The organism is Chelatococcus sp. KU-N122 (genome assembly GCF_055391085.1).
Map to the genome: position 1 here is coordinate 4,377,576 of NZ_AP043981.1, position 15,684 is coordinate 4,393,259.

Here is a 15,684-nt window from a genome sequence, read left to right on the forward strand (position 1 = left end):
GAGCGCGCTCCGCATGATCCGTCTGGACGCCTCCTACCACGCCTTGCGCGTTCCGCCCCCGGTGCGGCGCCGCGGCGGCGGTGGGCGGTCCTTCCATGACGGGCTCGGCCGCGGGCGGCGCGACAGACTGAGGATCGGGCATTTCGTGCCGCTGTCGGGGCCAGCGGGTATCTGGGGTCCGGCGTCCCTCAACAACGCGGCGCTGGCCGCACGCGAGATCAACGCCTGCGGCGGCATCCTCGGCCGCGAGATCGAGCTCATCACCTTCGATGCGGGCGGCGCGCCCGACGAGGTGGCCGATCTGGCGATCGATGCGGTCGGCTTCGACGAGGTCGACATCATCGTCGGCGGCCATATCAGCGCGGTTCGCGTCGCCCTGCGCAACGCGATCGCCGGCCAGGTGCCCTATGTCTACACGCCGATCTACGAGGGCGGTGAGCGCACCCCCGGCGTGCTCGCCATCGGCGAGACCCCACCGCGGCAGTCGCGGCCGGCGATCGCGTGGCTCGCCGAGCAGAAGCGGGCGCAGCGCTGGTATCTGATCGGCAGCGACTACGTGTGGCCGTGGCTGTCGCACCGCGCCGTCAAGCAATACATCGCCGATGCGGGCGGGCGCCTCGTCGGCGAAGATTTCGTGCCGCTCGGCGAGCATGACCACGACGTCTATCTGCGCCGCATCGAGGCGGCGCGGCCCGACGTGGTGCTGATCTCGATCATTGGCAACGACAGCGTGATCTTCAACCGCGCCTTCGCCGAGCGGGGCTTGGCCGCGCGCATGCTGCGGCTCGGCGGCGCCATGGACGAGACCGTGCTGCTCGGCATCGGCGCCGACAACACCGAGAACATGTTCGCTGCGTCCGGTTATTTCGCCAGCACGCGCTCGGCCGCCAACGACGCGTTTCGCGAACGCTACTACGGCGCCTTCGGTCTGCACGCGCCGGTACCCGGGGCCACCGCCCAGTCCAACTACGAAGGCCTGCACTTTCTGAAGGCCTTGGCGGAGCGGGCCGGTACGATCGATCTGTGGCCGCTCGTCGCTGCGGCGGAGAGGCTCGTCTATTCCGCCGGCCGCGGGCCGGTCGGCATGCACGCCAGCTGCGCCGAGATGCCGATCTACCTTGCGGAAGCCGACGGGCACGATTTTCGCGCGATGCGCCGGTTCTGACGAGCATTTCAGGCCAAATCACCCGAACGGATAGACTTGCTCCCACGTCTCGACTCGGGAGCAGGCGACACGTTTCCCGCCGCTCGGCGCCTCGTCGTGATCAGAGCATGGTTCCATCCGCTCAGGAAGCGCTCCAGTCGTCATTGCGCCGGAGGGATCGGCTCGGCGCTCGCTACGGCGGCTAAGGCTCCGCCGCGCGACGGCTCGAAAAGCTGCACTTTTTGCAGGCATCGGCCCAGCAGGCCGCGACGCTCGATCCCGTCGCGGTGGAGAAGCTGGCCTTTTCGGTGAGCGCAGCCCGGTTGGCATGGGTTCACGCCGCGCCGAAATGCCGATTTACCTCGTCGCGGCGGCGGGACGCGATGTTCGGCCGCTCAAGCATTTTTGATCACGCCTTAGGCAGATGGCGTGGGTACATGCTGCGAAATGATACTTGAAACGAAAAATATTTCGATGTGAATTAAGTGCGCGGGCCGTCTTCGGCTTTGCGCGGATCGGGCCGCTGTGCCCGATCCGGCCCCTCTTCGCGTGGCTCGCGCCGCTCTCCCAGGCGGAGCCAAGGCTATTTCGCCGTCGACCCGCCAGACGCAAGACACCCGTAGAGTAGGAGAACGATCTTGGCCTTGGCAGTGCATCTTCCGACGCCCGATCAACTGCGTGATGCGGCTGATCAATGTGGCTTGTCGCTGACCGATGAGGACGTCGCCTCGTTCCGCGGCCTGATGCAGGACTCGGTAAGCGCCTACAACGCGGTTGCCGCCATGCCGGACGAGCTGCCGCCGGTGCGCTATCCGCGCACGCCGGGCTATCAGCCGTCCGGTGAGGAAAACCAGCACAACGCCTGGTACCGCAAGTCGCTGGTCAAGGGCGCCTCGCGCGGCAAGCTGAAGGGCAAGACGGTCGCGCTCAAGGACAACATCATGCTGGCCGGGGTGCCGATGATGAACGGCTCCTCGACGCTCGACGGCTTCGTGCCCGATTTCGACGCGACGGTCGTGACGCGCATGCTCGACGCGGGCGCCGAGATCGCGGGCAAGGTGCACTGCGAAGCGTTCTGCATGTCCGGCGGCAGCCACACCAATTCGACGGGCCCCGTCCACAACCCGCACAAGATGGGCTACTCGGCCGGCGGCTCGTCGTCCGGCAGCGGCGTCGTCGTGGCGCGGGGTGAGGTCGACATGGCCATCGGCGGCGACCAGGGCGGCTCGATCCGCATGCCCTCGTCGTTCTGCGGCATCTATGGCCTGAAGCCCACCTGGGGCCTGGTGCCCTACACGGGCATCATGCCCATCGAGATCTTCGTGGACCACACCGGCCCGATGACCGCGAACGTGGCCGACAACGCCCTGCTGCTCGAGGTCATCGCCGGCGACGACGGCTATGATCCACGCATCAAGGCCCCCAAGGTGCACGAGTACACCAAGGCGCTGGGCGGCGGCGTCGCCGGGATGAAGATCGCCATCGTGAAGGAGGGCTTCGAGCAGGCTGGTGCCGAGGCCGCCGTCAACGAGAGCGTCAAGGAAGCGGCGAAACGGTTCGCTTCGCTCGGCGCCACGGTCGAGGAGATCTCGATCCCCATGCACTTCGTCGCCGGCGCGGTGTGGATGCCGATCGGCACCGAAGGCATGACGCAGACAATGATGTATGGCGATGGCTACGGCCTGAGCCGCTCGGACCTCTATTCGACGTCGCTCATGCAATACCATCGCGGCTGGCGCGGGCAGGCGGATTCGCTGTCCGAAACGACGAAGTTGATGCTGCTGTTCGGCACCTATATTCACAACAACTTCGGGCCGCGCTATTACGGCAAGGCCGTCAACCTGTCCCGACGCGTGGCTGCGGCCTATGACAAGGCGCTCGCCGAGTACGATCTGCTCCTCATGCCGACCACGCCGATGAAGGCTACCAAGCTGCCCGAGCCCGACGCCAGCCGTGAGGACTACGTGGCTCGCGCCTTCGAAATGATCACCAACACGGCGCCTTTCGACATCACCCACCACCCGGCGATGTCGCTGCCGTGCGGCATGGTGGACGGCTTGCCGGTCGGGCTGATGCTGGTGGGCAAGCATTTCGACGAGCCGACGATCTACCGGGCCGCCCACGCCTTCGAGCAGTCGGGCGACTGGAAGACGTTCTGACCGCCGTAGCGGCGTGAAGACCACGCTGCAAACGCAAGGCGCCGCGGCTGGCGACGAAGCAAGCAGCCGCGGCGCTCCGGAGCGCTCCGCAATCGGGGCAGCTCACCCGATCGCAAAAGCAAGCGCCCCAGATTCAAGTAGTTTGGAGCATTTCTAATCGAGCGGATGCCTTGTCTGATCGGCAGCATGAGATCTGCCGGAGCCGATGCCCGGCTTGTAGATGTTGGCACTGGTTTTGCGTGACGTTCACGCTCGGAACGGAGCGGGACGGTCGCCACAAGATCAGCCTCTCCACTCCAGAGCGCATCACGATTGGGTGGCCTCATCCGATCGCAAGAGAAACGCTCCAGGTTCAAAGAGTTGGAGGGTTTCGCAATTTGATGATTTCATCCAATTGCGAAATGCTCTAGCCTCAGACCACTATCGCAGGCGATATGGAACAAATACTTTCGGCCCTCTTCGAAATTCTCAGCTTCGGTGCGATCGTCGTCCTCGTCGTGCTGGGGCTCGGCATCATCGCCAGCATGATGGGCATCTTCAACTTCGCCCAGGGCGAGTTCGTGCTGCTCGGCGCCTACGTCACCTATGTGGTGCACGCGGCCGGGCTGCCGGTCTGGCTCGGCATGGTGGCGGCGCCGTTCGCCGTCGGCGCCCTCGGCTTCGTGCTCGAACGAACCATCGTGCGCCGCTTCTACGCGGCGCCGATCGTCGCCATGCTCGGCACTTATGCCCTCGGCCTGATCATTCGCGAGATCGTGCGCGGCCTGATCGGCGGCCTCTACATCTCGGTGCCGGAGCCGATCGGCGGCTCCATCACCATCGGCAGCATGCACCTCTCCACTTGGCGCTTCATGATCATCATCATCACCGCGCTGGTCATGGTGGGCAGCTATCTGCTGCTGGCAAAGACCAAGTTCGGCCTGAAGATCCGCGCGTCGCTGGAGAACCCCGGTCTGGCACGCGCCTCCGGCATCTCGACGCCGGCCATCTACGGAGCCACCTTCGCCTTCGGCGCGGCGCTCGCCGGGCTTGCCGGCGCGCTCGTGGTACCGGTGTTCTCGCTCTTCGCCGACCTTGGCATCCGCTTCCTCATCCAGGGCTTCGTCGCCGTCATGGTGGGCGGCGTCGGCTCCTTCGCCGGGCCCGTGGCAGGTGCGGGTCTCATCGGCGTGCTCAGCGCGGCCCTGCCGTGGGTGATCGCGCCGGTCGCCGCCGACATCCTGGTGTTCGTCCTCGCCATCGTCTTCGTCAAATTCCGGCCGCAGGGCCTCATTGCCGGCAAGGGGATCTAAGCCCATGACCCACCACGACTATCGCATGAGCCGCCGCCGCTTCCTCGGCAATTTCGCGTTCACGGCAGGCGCCATCGCCACCGGCACGGGCAGCTGGGTGATCAACGCGGACTGGGCCAACGCCGCCGAAGGGCCGATCAAGGTCGGCATCGCCACCGACCTGACCGGGCCCATCGCCTACTCCGGCAACTCCGACGCCAACGTCGCCAGGATGCTGGTGAAGCAGATCAACGACGCCGGCGGCATCCTCGGGCGGCCGCTGCAGCTCTTCATCGAGGACACGGCGTCGAACGAATCCGTCGCCGTCGGCAATGTCCGCAAGCTGATCCAGCGCGACAAGGTCGACCTCGTCGTCGGCGGCATCACCAGCTCGATGCGCAACGCCATCAAGGACGTCATCGTCGCCCGCGGCAAGACCCTCTACATCTACCCCCAGCTCTACGAGGGCAAGGAGTGCACGGCCAACCTGTTCTGCACCGGGCCGACCCCGGCGCAGCAGTGCGATGAACTGATCCCCTGGCTGATCAAGAACGGCGGCAAGAAGTTCGCCTTGCCGAGCGCCAACTACGTCTGGCCGCACGTGCTCAACGAGTATGCGCGCAAGGTGATCGAGGCCAACGGCGGCGAGGTGGTGTTCGAGGAGTATTACCCGCTCGACCAGATCGACTTCAGCGCCACGGTGAACCGCGTCATCTCCAACAAGGTCGACGTGGTCTTCAACACCGTCATTCCGCCCGGCGTCGGCCCGTTCTTCAAGCAGCTCTACGAGGCGGGCTTCCTCAAGAACGGCGGGCGGCTCTCCTGTGTCTACTATGATGAGAACGCGCTGAGCATCAATCAGGCCAACGAGATCGAGGGACTGGCGAGCTGCCTCGATTACTTCAAGGCGCTGGACAAGAGCGATCCGGTGAGCGCCAAGATCCAGGCCGAGTACGACAAGATGTTCCCGGGAACGTTCCAGTTCACGGCCGGCAGCGCGGCGACCGGCACCTACCGCGCCCTGAAGCTGTGGGAGGCGGCGGTGAAGGAGGCGGGCAAGGTCGACCGTGACGGGGTGGCCGCGGCGCTCGACCATGCCAAGATCGCCGAAGGCCCGGGCGGACCGGCCGAGATGGTGCCGGGCAAGCGCCACTGCAAGATGAATATGTATACCGCCGTGGCCAAGGGCGGCGCCTACGAGATCGTCGCCCGCAGCGCCGGCCTCGTCGATCCCAAGGAGTGCTGATCGGCATGCTGCCCCACTTCGTCGTCGCCGGGCTCACTTTGGCCGGGCTCGCTCCGGCCATCCCTCGAACCGGAGAGGTCGGCCCCTCCGGGCGTGCCGTGGGTGGGGTTGCAGAGCGGATGGAAGGCCGGGGCAAGCCCGGTCTTGCCGCCACGGGCGACCGCCTCAGCCTCAGGTGAGCGAAATGGCCAACGAAACAGTCTCGTCCGCGGCGCTGCCTCATGCGGCCGCCGCGCCGGCCCAGGCGCGGCGCGTGCTGCCGATCATGGAGATCGCCGTGCTGGCGATCGCCCTGGTGGTGCCGTTCCTCCTCGAAGATTATCTGACGATCTTCGCCACCCGCGTGCTGATCCTGGCGCTGTTCGCCCTGAGCTTCGATCTGGTGTGGGGCTACGGCGGCATCATGAGCTTCGGCCAGGCGCTGTTCTTCGGCTGTGCCGGCTACGGGGTGGCGCTGCTGGGGCGCGATCTCGACATCACGTCGATCTTCCTGGTGCTGCCGGCGGCGACCCTCATCGGTCTCACCGCCGCCCTGCTGCTCGGCGGCTTCCTGCTGCTCGGGCGCAACCCCGCCAGCGTGATCTTCGTATCCCTCGGCACGCTCACCGGCTCCTACGCCGCCGACCGGCTGGCGCGGGGCTGGTACTATCTCGGCGGCCAGAACGGCATTCCGTCGATCCCGCAGATGTCGATCGGCCAGCACGACATCGGCGAAGGCCTGGAGTTCTATTACCTCGCCCTGGGCATCCTGATCGTCGTCTACCTGCTCTGCCGCTTCCTGGTGCGCTCGCAGTTCGGCCTGGCGCTCACCGGCCTGCGCGAGAACGAGGCGCGCATCACCTTCTTCGGCTACAAGGTGCAGCACCTGAAAGCCATCATCTTCGCGCTCGGCGGCGCCATCGCGGGCCTCTCCGGTGGGCTCTACGCCTTCCACGAAGGCTTCGTGTGGCCGAACATCCTCGGCGTCGTGTTCTCCACCCAGGTGGTGCTCTACGTCCTGTTCGGCGGCTCGGGCACGTTGATCGGAGCGGTCATCGGCGCCATCGTCATCGAGGCCGCGAGCTTCTGGCTCTCCAATACCTTCCAGGACATCTGGCCGATCATCCTGGGCGTCCTGCTGCTCTTGGTCATCGTCTTCCGTCCGGCAGGGCTGATCAGCCTGATCGTCAGCGAGCGCGAGCGCGTGGGCAGCTTCGGCCAGCCCGGCCGCAGGGGAAAGTGATGGTGACCGGCATGGCAGTGGCAGAGTCCGGTCCGGCCGGCGGCGGCCGGACCGCCGCGGCGGTCGAGCCACTCCTCGCGGCGACCGACATCGTCAAGGTGTTCGGCAAGCTGACGGCGCTCAACGGCGCGTATCTGAGCGTCGCCCCCAATGAGTTCCATGGGCTGATCGGGCCCAACGGCTCGGGCAAGAGCACGCTGATGAAGTGCATCGCGGGGGCCGAGACGCCGACCACCGGCTGCGTCCGCTTCGACGGCCGCGACATCACCTCGGCGCCGCCGGCGGAGCGGGCGCGGGCGGGGCTGAGCCTCAAGTTCCAGATCACCAGCGTGCTGCCGGCGTTGACCCTCTACGACAACATCCTGCTCGCCTTGCAGGCGCGGACGTCGCTCGCCGGCCTCGTCTTCTCGCGCACTCGCGGCATCCTGCACGACCGCGTCATGGGCATGCTGGAGCAGTTCCGCCTGGCCGACCGGGCCGGCGAGCCGGCCTCGGCGCTCTCCCACGGCCAGCAGCAGTGGCTGGAGATCGCCATGGCGCTGGCGCCCGAGCCCAAGCTCCTGCTGCTGGACGAGCCCACCGGCGGCATGAGCCTGGAGGAGCGCCGCGTCACCGGCGAGCTGCTGCAGCCGATCCGCGCCCACTGCTCCCTCGTCATCGTCGAGCACGATCTCGACTTCATCAGAGACATCTGCGACCGCCTGACGGTCCTCGACCAGGGCAGCGTGCTCGACAGCGGCACGGTGCAGCACATCCAGGCGAGCCCGCAGGTGCAGGAGGTCTATCTTCGCCGTGCCTGACGATACCGACGACCTCTTCCTCGACGTGCGCAATCTCAATACCGGCTACGGCCGCAGCCAGGTGCTGTTCGACGTCACGCTGAGCGCGCCCTGGCGGGGGGGCGTCGCCATCCTCGGCCGCAACGGCGCGGGCAAGACCACGCTGATGAAGGCGCTCGTGGGCGAGCTCTCCGCCTGGAGCGGCAGCGTCGGCCTCGACCGCCGCGACATCACCAAGCTGGCGACCGAGCAGCGCATCCGCGGCGGCATCGGCTACGTGCCGCAGGAGCACTCGGTGTTCGGCCGCCTGTCGGTGCGCGACAACCTGGCCGTCGGCGCGCTGACCAACCAGGACAAGCGCGCCGTCGATCGGGTGCTGGAGATCTTCCCCAAGCTCGGCGCGCGGCTCGACCAGCCCGCCGGAACGATGTCCGGCGGCGAGCGCAAGATGCTGGCCATTGCGCGGGCGATGCTGTCCGAGCCCAAGCTGCTGCTGCTCGACGAGCCGACCGAGGGCGTCTGGATCGGCGTCATCGAGGAGATCACCGAGCGGCTGATCCTGCTCGCCAAGGACATCGCCGTCGTCGTCGTCGAACAGCACCTCGACCTGGCGCTGAGGGTGGCGAACATCGCCTACGTGCTCGACCGCGGCCGCGTCGCCCTGTCCGGGCCGGCCGAGGCGGTACGTGACGACCCGGCCCTGGTGCGCTACCTCGCGCCCTGAGCGCGCCTCAGTCCGACGCGAAGCCATGGGCCTCCCGCGATCGTCTGCTTTCCAAGCGCGGGCGCCCGTCGGCGGGCGTCAGTCAACCGGCGTGTTCGATCAAGCTCTCCAGCAGGCGCTTCAGGTCACTGGTGGCCTTGTCACCCCAGCTACGGGCGATATGATCTTCCTGGCTGAGGGCCAGTGAATTGAGCCTGCGGGCGAGTGCCAGGCCGCGATCCGAGCAGAAGATCAGCATCTTGCGCCGGTCGTGGGGGGCCGGGACGCGGTACACGAGGCTGTTGGCCATCATGCGGTCGATGGTCTTGGTGAGGGTCGGATGATTGAGCAGCACGGCCTCGGCGAGGTCTCCCATCGAGTGGCCGTCCCCGTCCGATAGAACCTTGAGGATGCGCCATTGCTCGGCTTGCACGCCCTCGCTTTTCAGCCGCGCATCGAGCTGCCGGTTGATCTCGCGGTTGGCTTGAGCGAGCAGATAGGTGAGATGCTCGACGAGCGGTGGGCCGGATGGCGCGCTCGCGGCCGGGCCGGGTGCTTCGGACGGCTGCGGATCGGGCATCTCGGTCACAGTGGGACTGATGGGCTGGACGGCATCGGCTTCTCCGGGTGGCGCCTTTATGGGCGCGAATTGCCGAGCCTTCAATGTTTCGGTTCTAGTGTGGTGGATCTGAAGTTCCTGCTCCCCACATGGCATCAATGTTCAGGAACTTCAGATCCATTAAACCACACTAGAATCATAGGGTTGCTAGTGTGGCTTAGGAATCCGAAATTCGCTCCGAGCGATGCCCCGAGGTGGTGCGAATTTCGGATTCGCCACACTAGAGCGCCCGGCGATTGCCGGGAGGCGGTGCCCCTGGTGATGAGAGCGCATCCTGCATGATCAGCCTGAACGTCCGTCATTGCGCCGGGCGCGGGCCGCTCCCGGCGCGCCGCCGCGGGGGCGCTGGGGCACTTGCCGGTGCCGGGCCGGGGCGCGGCCGCCACCACAAGCTCCGGATCGGGTATTTCGTGCCGCTGTCCGGGCCGGCGGGCATCTGGGGCCCGGCCGCGCTCAAGACCGCCGACTTGGCCGTGCGCGAGATCAACGCCCGCGGCGGAATCCTCGGCCGCGAAGTCGAATTGGCGGTCTTCGATGCCGGCGGTGCGCCCGACGAGGTGGCCGCGCTGGCGGCCGACGCGGTCGATCTCGATGGAATCGACGCCATAATCGGCGGCCACCTCAGCCCGGTGCGCGTTGCCGTGCGCAATGCCATCGCCGGTCAGGTGCCCTACATCTTCACATCCATCTACGAGGGGGGCGAACGTACGCCGGGCGTTCTGGCTATCGGCGAGACCCCGCTACGGCAGTTGCGACCTGCGATCAATTGGCTCGTGGAGGAGAAGCGCGCGCGCCGATGGTACCTGACCGGCAGCGACTACCTGTGGCCCTGGCTCTCGCACCGAGCCGTCAAGCAATACATCTCCGATGCCGGGGGGCACGTCGTCGGCGAGGATTTTGTTCCGCTCGGCGAAGACGAGCACGACGGCTACCTGGATCGCATCGAGGCAGCGTCGCCCGACGTCGTCCTGATCTCGATGATCGGCAACGAGAGCATCGTCTTCAACCGCGCCTTCGCCGAGCGCGGGCTGGCCAGGCGCATGCTGCGGCTTGGCGATGCCATGGACGAGACCGTCCTGCTCGGTATCGGCGCCGAGAACACCGAGAATATCTTCGCCGCGTCGGGCTACTTTGTCGGTGTCCGGTCCGGCGCCAACGACGCTTTCCGCGAGCGCTACTACGGAGCCTTCGGCCTGCACGCGCCTGTGCCGGGAGCGCCGGCCCAGTCGAGCTACGAAGGACTGCATTTTCTGACGGCGCTGGTCGAACGCGCCGAAACGCTCGAGCTATGGCCCCTGGTGTCTGCGGCGGAGAGGATGACGTATTCCGCAGGCCGCGGCCCGGTCAACATGCGTGGGCACGAGGCGGAGATGCCGATGTACCTCGCGGAAGCCGACGGACACGATTTCCGGCCTTTCAAGCTGCTTTGACGATTCCCAAGGCGACGCGGCAGGGTCGTGCCGTCAGAAAATACTTGAAAAGGAAAATATTTCCGTATCAAATAAATGAGCGGACTGACGCTGCGCCGCGGAAGGGCCGTGGCGGCCATCCGTGGCAGCCGCTGATCATCGTCCGCGAAGATGAATTGCACAGAAGGGCTTCTTATGACCGTCAGAGCGCCGACTTTTGACGACCTTCGGGAGTATGGGGCGTCGCTCAGCCTGAAGATGAGCGATGCTGAGCTGGCTGATTGCCTGGGGCTCCTGGAGCCGAATCTTGACGTCTATCGGTCAGTCGATGCCATGCCGGACGAAGTGCTGGCTCCGCGTTATCCGCGAGATGCGGGTTACACACCCGCAATCGAGGACAATCCGCTGAACGCATGGGCTGTGAAGGTGGAGATACGTGGCGCCCCTGCCGGACCGCTCGCCGGGCGCACCGTCGTGCTGAAGGACAATATCTGCCTTGCCGGTGTACAGATGCTCAACGGCACGCGCGCACTGGAAGGGTTTCGCCCGCAGAGTGACGCGACGATCGTTACCCGCATTCTCGATGCCGGAGCGGTCATCGTCGGCAAGGCGCATTGCGAATATCTCTGCGGGTCGGGCGGCAGCCATACCAGTGCGTGGGGGCCAGTGCGCAATCCCCATAGGCCGAGCCATATGGCTGGCGGGTCTTCGTCAGGCTGCGCGGTCCTCGTTGCAAACGGTGAGGCCGATTTTGCAATCGGGGGCGACCAGGGCGGATCAATCCGTGTGCCTGCAAGCTTCTCCGGCGCCGTCGGCATGAAGCCGACGCACGGCCTCGTTCCCTATACCGGTATCGCGACCGTCGATCCCATGCTCGACCACGCCGGCCCGATGACGGCAAACGTGGCCGACAACGCTCTCATGCTGAGTGTCATCGCCGGCGCCGACGGGCTGGACCCGCGCCAGTACGCTCCCGCCGTCGGCGACTATCTCGCTCAGCTCGATGCCGGCGTGGCGGGCATGCGTATCGGCGTCGTGCGGGAGGGATTCGGGCTGCCCTCCTCGGAGCCGGATGTCGACGCGATCGTGAGAGGAGGGGCGCGCGAGCTTGCCTCCCTGGGCGCGGTTGTGGAGGACGTGTCGATTCCCATGCACGACATCGGCCGTGCCATTTGGCTCCCCATCACGATCGAAGGCGCCTTACGCACGCTCTGCCATGGCGGGAACGGCCGCCCCTCCGGCGCGAAAGGTTTCTATCCGGTCGACCTGCTCGAGGCCGTCGCGCAACGGAGCCGGGTGTTCGAAGAGATGCCGATCAATTTGAAGCTGATGCTCCTGCTGGCGGAGCACATGCACACTCGCTACGACGGCCGTTTCTACGTAAAGGCACAGAATCTACTTCGCCGCGTCGTGACGGCATACGACGACACCCTCTCGCGGTATGACGTGCTGGTCATGCCCACGACCCCGATGAAAGCGACGCCGATCCCGGGCCCCGACGCGCCCGCGGCCCTCGTCGTGCAGCGCGCCTACGAGCCGCTGATCAATACGGGAGTGTTCGATGTGACCGGGCATCCGAGCCTCAGCCTGCCGTGCGGCGTGAGCGACGGTCTTCCCGTCGGCTTCATGATCACCGGGCGCTACTTCGACGAAGCGAAAATCTACCGCGTGGCGCGCGCACTGGAGGCGCATCTCGCGTTGGATCTTCGCCCCGCGACCGTAAAGGCCTCCTAGCAGGGCCTGCCCGCCGAGATAAGCTCCTGCGGGTGTTGCGCTTCAGCGCGCGTCGTCTTTGGGTTGGCGAATCGCGGGAAGAATTCCGGGGCGGCTATTCCTTAGAGCGGGATGATGATTCGAAGATAAATCATCCCGCTCTAGTCATCGAGATGCGCCAGCCGGCGCCGCTGCATGGAAACACAGCCATCGCGAAACGAATACGCTCGGCGTTCTTCGAGCCTTGAGCTTTGGCGCGATGATCGTCATCGCGCAGGGGGCTCAGCATCACCGACAGGGATAAGCCTATGACATACCACGACTATCGCATGAACCGCCGCCGCTTCCTCGGCAACTTCGCCTTCGCCTCCGGGGCGGTCGCCACCGGGCTCGGCAGTTGGGTGATCAAGGCCGACTGGGCCAACGCCGCCGAGGGCCCGATCAAGGTCGGCATCGCCACCGACCTCACCGGCCCGATCGGCATCGCCGGGAATGCCAATGCCAACGTCGCCAGGATGCTGGCGAAGCAGATCAACGACGCCGGCGGCATCCTCGGGCGGCCGCTGCAGCTCTTCATCGAGGACACGGCGTCGAACGAAGCCGTCGCCGTCGGCAACGTCCGCAAGCTGATCCAGCGCGACAAGGTCGACCTCGTCGTCGGCGGCATCACCAGCTCGATGCGCAACGCCATCAAGGACGTCATCGTCGCCCGCGGCAAGACCCTCTATATCTACCCCCAGCTCTACGAGGGCAGGGAGTGCACCGCCAACCTGTTCTGCACCGGGCCGACCCCGGCGCAGCAGTGCGACGAGCTGATCCCCTGGCTGATCAAGAACGGTGGCAAGAAGTTCGCGCTGCCGAGCGCCAACTTCGTCTGGCCGCACGTGCTCAACGAGTATGCGCGCAAGGTGATCGAAGCCAACGGCGGCGAGGTGGTGTTCGAGGAGTATTACCCGCTCGACCAGATCGACTTCAGCGCCACGGTGAGCCGCGTCATCTCCAACAAGGTCGACGTGGTGTTCAACACCATCATTCCGCCCGGTGTCGGCCCGTTCTTCAAGCAGCTCTACGAGGCGGGCTTCCTCAAGAACGGCGGGCGGCTGGCCTGCGTCTACTACGACGAGAACGCGTTGAGCATCAACCAGCCCAACGAGATCGAGGGACTGGCGAGCTGCCTCGATTACTTCAAGGCGCTGGACAAGAGCGATCCGGTGAGCGCCAAGATCCACGCCGAGTACGACAAGATGTTCCCGGGCACCTTCCAGTTGTCTGCCGGTGGCGCGGCGACCGGCGCCTACCGCGCCCTGAAGCTGTGGGAGGCGGCGGTGAAGGAGGCGGGCAAGGTCGACCGTGACGGCGTGGCCGCGGCGCTCGACCATGCCAAGATCGCCGAAGGCCCGGGCGGACCGGCGGAGATGGTGCCCGGCAAGCGTCACTGCAAAATGAACATGTACACCGCCGTGGCCAAGGGCGGCGCCTATGAGATCGTCGCCCGCAGCGCCGGCCTCGTCGATCCCAAGGAGTGCTGATGGGGCCGCTTGCGCCGGCGGCGGCGCGGTGGGACCCCGCCCGCCGGCTCGCCATGTATGGACGGTCCCCTCCTGGCGAAAGGCGGAGACCCAGAGGCCCCCGACGTCGCCTGCCGCCGCGGCGCCCCGAGGCCTACCAGAGCTCGCGCAGGCCCGCCGGTGTGGCGATCACCGCGCGATACCGCTGCCGAGCCGCCTCGCGGATGGCTGGCGGATCGATGATGCCCAAATCGGCGTAGAGCTGGCGCAGGACCTCGGGATGGGGATGCTCGATGGCAAAGCTCTCCAGCCGACATCCCAGATCCGGCATCCCCGGTGCGGGAGAGCCGCGGTCGCCCCAGTCGATGACGCTTGGCGCACTGCCCCCGCCGGGCAGCGAACCGTCGTCCGGTACGGCGATCTGCCATGCGCGGTCGCCGCGCGAGACACCGGTGGTGCGCCCGAGCAGGCGCCCGTGACGCTCCAGCAGCCCCGCCAGATCGCGCGTTCGGACCACCCAACCGTTGAGGCGATCGCCGCGCGTCCAGGCGCGCTCGACCTCGTCTGCGCAATCCAGACCGAACCAGCGCCGGCGCGACAGCGGTTCCGCGTCCGGGTCGATGGCGATCACTTCGAGGAACACATCATCGCCCAGGCGGAGCAGGCGGTTGTGCGTGCCCATTTCGGGGTGCTTTCCCCCGGCGGGCATTTCGATCCCGAGCTGCTGGCGGACGTGATCAACGCCTAGCTCCAGCGCCGGCGCGATGATGGTCAAATGATCAAGCTTTGGCATTTGAGCGTTATCTCGAGGCTTGAGCGTCCGCTTCCGGACGGATCACCACCGTCGCCGACATGCCCGCGGCCAGCTCGACGCCTGCCGGCACGTCGTTCAAGGCGATGCGGATGGGAATGCGCTGTGCGAGGCGGATCCACTCGAAGTTCGGGTCGACCGAGGCGAGCAGCCCCCGCCGGCCGCCGTCGGGTTGGCGATGGCGCGGCTCAATCCCTGCACCGTGCCCCGCAGGACAGCGCCGCCGGCCATCAGCCGCACCTCCGCTTCGCTGCCGATCCTGATCGCCGGAAGCTTGGTTTCCATGAAGTAGGCGTAGACGTAGAAGGAATCACTGTCGACGATGGCAAGCACGCCCGTGCCGCTGGTCGCGTAGTTGCCGACCGCGGCCGTGAGATTGGTGACGAACCCGTTCGCCGGCGAGCGCACCGTGCTGCGCTCCAGATTGAGCTGAGCAATGGCGAGCCTGGACTGGGCGAGCTGAAACGCCGCTGCGGCTTCCCCGGCCTTGGTGCGCGACGTCTCCACGCTCTCGGCCGCGATCGCGCCGGGATCGCGGTCCAGGAGCTGCGTGTCCCGGCGCGCGTCGTCCTGCGCGAGCTTCAGCGTCCACTGGCTCTGGGCGACACTCGCCCGCGCCTCCTCGACCGCCAGGAGGAAGCGCTCGTGGTCGATCACGAAGAGCACGTCCCCCTTTGCGACCTTCTGGTTGTCGACGACGTTGATCGCCGTGATGAGCCCGGAAACGTCCGGCGCCAGTTCGACGATGTTGGCCTGCACGCGCGCATCCCGCGTCCACGGCGACAGCGTGTAGAAGGTCCACAGCCACCATCCGACGAGCACGGCTGCGGCCACGGCGGCCGCGGTGACGAGGACGCGCAGAACAGCCGTCACAGCCAGCCCCGCGTGCCGAGGAACGCCACGCCACCCACGAGCAGGACGTAAAGCGCGATGTTGAGCAGAGCAGGATGCCAGACGAACCGGTAGAGACCGCACCGTCCGAGCGCCCAGTGAAGAATCGCATAAGGGATAAGCGCCGCCAGAGCCCAAAGCATCAGCGGTGGCAGGTAGAAGCCGAAGAACTCCACCGTCTTGAACACAGCGAGGTTCGTCGGCCCCAT

At 66.5% G+C, this 15,684-nt stretch carries 15 protein-coding genes; 10 read left to right on the plus strand and 5 right to left on the minus strand.

The window, feature by feature from the left end:
• Positions 1 to 13 precede the first annotated feature (13 nt).
• The 7 genes from ACZ5PO_RS19740 (at position 14) to ACZ5PO_RS19770 (ending at position 8,545) form a co-directional block, all read left to right on the plus strand.
• Positions 14 to 1,165, plus strand: coding sequence for a substrate-binding domain-containing protein (locus ACZ5PO_RS19740; RefSeq protein WP_464196538.1), 1,152 nt, complete (start codon positions 14 to 16; stop codon positions 1,163 to 1,165).
• 623 nt (positions 1,166 to 1,788) lie between these two features.
• On the plus strand, positions 1,789 to 3,303 hold the full coding sequence (locus ACZ5PO_RS19745) for an amidase (protein ID WP_464196938.1): 1,515 nt from the start codon (positions 1,789 to 1,791) through the stop codon (positions 3,301 to 3,303).
• Positions 3,304 to 3,737: 434 nt separating this feature from the next.
• Positions 3,738 to 4,595, plus strand: a complete 858-nt coding sequence (locus tag ACZ5PO_RS19750) for a branched-chain amino acid ABC transporter permease (protein WP_464196540.1) — start codon at positions 3,738 to 3,740, stop codon at positions 4,593 to 4,595.
• Between the two features lie 4 nt (positions 4,596 to 4,599).
• Entirely contained in the window at positions 4,600 to 5,820 is a 1,221-nt protein-coding gene (locus tag ACZ5PO_RS19755) for a substrate-binding protein (protein WP_464196542.1), read from the plus strand.
• A 184-nt stretch (positions 5,821 to 6,004) separates the two neighbouring features.
• Positions 6,005 to 7,042 (plus strand): branched-chain amino acid ABC transporter permease, encoded by a 1,038-nt coding sequence (locus tag ACZ5PO_RS19760; protein WP_464196544.1) that lies wholly within the window; start codon positions 6,005 to 6,007, stop codon positions 7,040 to 7,042.
• Between the two features lie 11 nt (positions 7,043 to 7,053).
• Positions 7,054 to 7,842 carry an ABC transporter ATP-binding protein gene (locus tag ACZ5PO_RS19765; protein WP_464196546.1) on the plus strand — a complete coding sequence of 263 codons (789 nt, stop codon included), beginning with the start codon at positions 7,054 to 7,056 and terminating at the stop codon, positions 7,840 to 7,842.
• Complete coding sequence (locus ACZ5PO_RS19770; protein ID WP_464196548.1) at positions 7,835 to 8,545, plus strand: branched-chain amino acid ABC transporter ATP-binding protein; 711 nt, start codon at positions 7,835 to 7,837, stop codon at positions 8,543 to 8,545. The genes ACZ5PO_RS19765 and ACZ5PO_RS19770 overlap by 8 nt, the downstream gene beginning before the upstream one ends.
• Positions 8,546 to 8,627: 82 nt before the next feature.
• On the opposite strand, the gene ACZ5PO_RS19775 is transcribed toward ACZ5PO_RS19770, so the two are convergent.
• The gene (locus tag ACZ5PO_RS19775) at positions 8,628 to 9,104 is read right to left on the minus strand and encodes a MarR family winged helix-turn-helix transcriptional regulator (protein WP_464196550.1); all 477 of its coding nucleotides are present in this window, start codon (positions 9,102 to 9,104) and stop codon (positions 8,628 to 8,630) included.
• A gap of 317 nt (positions 9,105 to 9,421) precedes the next feature.
• On the opposite strand from ACZ5PO_RS19775, the gene ACZ5PO_RS19780 reads away from it, so the two are divergent.
• The 3 genes from ACZ5PO_RS19780 (at position 9,422) to ACZ5PO_RS19790 (ending at position 13,794) form a co-directional block, all read left to right on the plus strand.
• Entirely contained in the window at positions 9,422 to 10,573 is a 1,152-nt protein-coding gene (locus tag ACZ5PO_RS19780; RefSeq protein WP_464196552.1) for a substrate-binding domain-containing protein, read from the plus strand.
• Positions 10,574 to 10,747: 174 nt separating this feature from the next.
• On the plus strand, positions 10,748 to 12,286 hold the full coding sequence (locus ACZ5PO_RS19785) for an amidase (protein WP_464196554.1): 1,539 nt from the start codon (positions 10,748 to 10,750) through the stop codon (positions 12,284 to 12,286).
• Between the two features lie 287 nt (positions 12,287 to 12,573).
• Positions 12,574 to 13,794, plus strand: a complete 1,221-nt coding sequence (locus tag ACZ5PO_RS19790; RefSeq protein WP_464196556.1) for a substrate-binding protein — start codon at positions 12,574 to 12,576, stop codon at positions 13,792 to 13,794.
• Between the two features lie 133 nt (positions 13,795 to 13,927).
• Here ACZ5PO_RS19790 and ACZ5PO_RS19795 read toward each other — a convergent pair whose 3' ends face one another.
• The 4 genes from ACZ5PO_RS19795 to ACZ5PO_RS19810 are packed head-to-tail and all read right to left on the minus strand — an operon-like array spanning position 13,928 to position 15,684.
• Positions 13,928 to 14,566: a VOC family protein gene (locus tag ACZ5PO_RS19795; protein WP_464196558.1), complete on the minus strand. Its 639-nt coding sequence runs from the start codon at positions 14,564 to 14,566 to the stop codon at positions 13,928 to 13,930.
• A 7-nt stretch (positions 14,567 to 14,573) separates the two neighbouring features.
• Complete coding sequence (locus tag ACZ5PO_RS19800) at positions 14,574 to 14,735, minus strand: hypothetical protein (protein WP_464196940.1); 162 nt, start codon at positions 14,733 to 14,735, stop codon at positions 14,574 to 14,576.
• The gene (locus ACZ5PO_RS19805; protein ID WP_464196560.1) at positions 14,663 to 15,457 is read right to left on the minus strand and encodes an efflux RND transporter periplasmic adaptor subunit; all 795 of its coding nucleotides are present in this window, start codon (positions 15,455 to 15,457) and stop codon (positions 14,663 to 14,665) included. The genes ACZ5PO_RS19800 and ACZ5PO_RS19805 overlap by 73 nt, the downstream gene beginning before the upstream one ends.
• Positions 15,454 to 15,684, minus strand: a complete 231-nt coding sequence (locus tag ACZ5PO_RS19810; protein ID WP_464196562.1) for a DUF1656 domain-containing protein — start codon at positions 15,682 to 15,684, stop codon at positions 15,454 to 15,456. The genes ACZ5PO_RS19805 and ACZ5PO_RS19810 overlap by 4 nt, the downstream gene beginning before the upstream one ends.